Origin of the sequence: Vibrio sp. 10N.222.48.A3 (genome assembly GCF_041475345.1) — a bacterium.
In the GTDB taxonomy this organism is placed as follows: Bacteria; Pseudomonadota; Gammaproteobacteria; order Enterobacterales; family Vibrionaceae; genus Vibrio; species Vibrio tasmaniensis_A.
This window is the reverse complement of the sequence record NZ_JBFRVX010001263.1, coordinates 1-2,649: the sequence shown is the minus strand read 5'-3', so window position 1 is coordinate 2,649 and position 2,649 is coordinate 1. Positions and strand designations below refer to the sequence as shown.

Below are 2,649 nucleotides of genomic sequence, written 5' to 3'. Positions count from 1 at the left end.
CGGACCAAGCTTCTGCTAGCATTCGCTTTCAAGGCGGAAACAATGCCGGCCATACCGTAGTAAACGACTTCGGTACATTCAAACTGCATCAACTGCCTAGTGGTATATTTAATCCTGATTGTACGGCTGTTCTTGGCCCTGGCATGGTGATCAGCCCTGCTGCGCTAACTGAAGAAATTGCAGAAGTACAAGCAGCTGGCATCAAAGTGAAAATGGCGATATCAGACCGTGCGACACTGTGTCTACCTTTACACGCCCTTGAAGACACGCTTGAAGAAGAACGTTTAGGCGATGGCGCTTATGGCTCAACACGTCAAGGTATTGCACCAGCGTACGGCGATCGTGTGATGAAGAAAGGCATTCTTGTTGGCTGGTTGAATCAACCTGAAATTTTGGAGCAACGCATTCAATTCTTACTTGATTGGAAGATGCCTCAACTTAAAGCGCTATACCCACAATGTGACTTCTCTCAGACTGCTTCTGAAATGACAGAATGGTTACTTGAAGTGACTAAAGCTTGGCGCCCATTCATTTGCAACGTAACTGAGCCGCTTAAAGCACTGCAATCGCAAGACGCGAACTTACTGTTCGAAGCTCAGTTAGGTGCAGGTCGCGACCTTGTTTACGGTGAATATCCTTGGACGACATCTTCAAATGTAACCGCTGCATACGCAGGCATCGGTAGTGGTTTACCTGCCCTTCGCCCTGAGCGCGTTATTGCTGTGGCTAAATCGTTCAGCTCATCTGTAGGTACTGGTACGCTAGTGACTGCAATGGAAGAGCAAGATAGCTTCCGCGAAAGCTCTAACGAATACGGCGCAACAACAGGCCGCCCACGTGATATGGGTTACTTCGACGCAGTAGCAACTCGCAACGGTGTTGACCTGCAAGCTGCAACGGAAATCGCACTGACTAAGATTGATTGCCTGTCTGGTTTGTCTGAACTTAAGATCTGTACCGCTTACTCTGGTGAGCACACTGAAAACCCGATTTGGCCACAAACGGCTGAACTAAAGCCTGTATATGAAGATATGGCTGGCTGGGATGAAGACATCACGAGCTGTCGCACGTTTGAGAGCCTTCCTCAAGCGGCACAAGATTACGTTACACGTATCGAAGAATTGATGGGTGTGCCAATTGTGATGGTGTCAGTAGGCCCTGAGCGTGAGCAAATGATCATTCGAGGTTAGAGCTCTACTCAAGTCTTTCAGCTAAAGCGGTTGCTTTAGCTGAAAGACGACATGACCCGTCCTGATATGGGTTGACACTTGATTGACTAAAACGCTCGATGTACTTCATCGGGCGTTTTGTATTTTAGAGCTGTGTGAGGCCTATATTCATTATAGATTTTTACTGATTCGGCGACCATTTTCTTTGCTTCATCTAAATCATTAGGCTTATTCAACAGATACTCCATCTTCAGTATTCCGTTGATCCTCTCTGCCAACGCATTCTGATAACAGTCATAGCCATCAGTCATTGAGCAAGATACATCATACTGTCGATGCAACTCTTGGTATTCAACAGAGCAGTACTGAACACCTCGATCTGAGTGATGTACAAGCTCACCTGTATTATTCCGTTCTTTCAACGCGTTTAAAAAGGCCTGCTTGACCGTGCGAGCTTTCATATCATCACTTATGTGATAGCCCACGATTTTTCTTGAGTAAGCGTCCGTCACTAAACTGAGATAAGTACTACCACGCCGCGTTGCTAGATAAGTAATATCGGCAACCCATAATTGCTCTGGTCTTTCCGGTATTAAGCCTTCTTTGACACGATTCGGATGGCAGTAAAAGCGATGATTACTGTTTGTGGTTCGATGATAAGCCCTTCGATTCTGCACTAATAATCGATTCATTCTCAGCAGAGAGAATAAGCGGTCTCGCCCTATTTCAATATCGTTCTGAGCAAGTAAATACTTGATCTTACGAGTTCCTATACGAGGGTGCATCATCCTTTGCTCCTTCACAAAACCGAGTACTGATTCATCTTTCTTTGTCTGATGAATTTCTGCAACACAGCGCTTGTAGAAAGCTTGTCGTGTAATACCTATGAAGTGACAAGCTTTAGTGACGGTCAACTTTCTGACCGTTTTTTCCTTAATAACTCGGCCTTGCGCTTCTTTGAGATTCGGACACCGAAATCTCGATCCATGACTTTTACAACCGCTTCAAAGAACTCAGCTTTGAGCTGAGTCTCTTCTAATTGCTGCTCGAGTTCTTTGATTCGTTGCTCTGGGGTTTGAGTTGAGGAAGAGTTTGACATAGTCGCTCCTAACGCTCTCGATTGTTCTATTCCTTTAGACCAATCTAGTTGACCATGTTTACGAAGCCAAACTAAAACGGTAGAGCGACCTTGGATCCCATAACGTTCTTGAGCTTGCTTATAAGTCATTTCGCCTTTTTCAACTTGGCTTACGACTGCCAATTTAAAGGCAAGAGAATAATCTCGTTGAGTACGTCTACTTGTTGTTTTCATGACACTCTCCAATTTCATGTTGGAAATGTGTCAACCATATTTAGGACGGTACAACAGGCACAAAAAAGCCCACGATAGGTGGGCTTTTTCGTATAATGTGGTGCCCGCTACTGGACTCGAACCAGTGACACCTTGCATGTCATGCAAGTACTCTAACCAACTGAGCTA

The 2,649-nt window shown here is 45.2% G+C and carries 2 protein-coding genes; one reads left to right on the top strand and one right to left on the bottom strand.

Annotated elements, in window-relative coordinates; all coding sequences use genetic code 11:
* A partial coding sequence (locus AB4653_RS25530) for an adenylosuccinate synthetase (RefSeq protein WP_372105623.1) occupies window positions 1–1,190 on the top strand: 1,190 nt, incomplete at its 5' end.
* A gap of 86 nt (window positions 1,191–1,276) precedes the next feature.
* Here the strand turns inward: AB4653_RS25530 and AB4653_RS25525 are convergent.
* Window positions 1,277–2,481, bottom strand: a protein-coding gene (locus AB4653_RS25525; RefSeq protein WP_102258520.1) for an IS3 family transposase whose coding sequence is annotated in 2 segments (ribosomal slippage) — window positions 1,277–2,094 and window positions 2,094–2,481 — 1,206 coding nt in all. Because the reading frame shifts where the segments join, the coding sequence is not laid out codon by codon here.
* Between the last annotated feature and the right edge of the window lie 168 nt (window positions 2,482–2,649).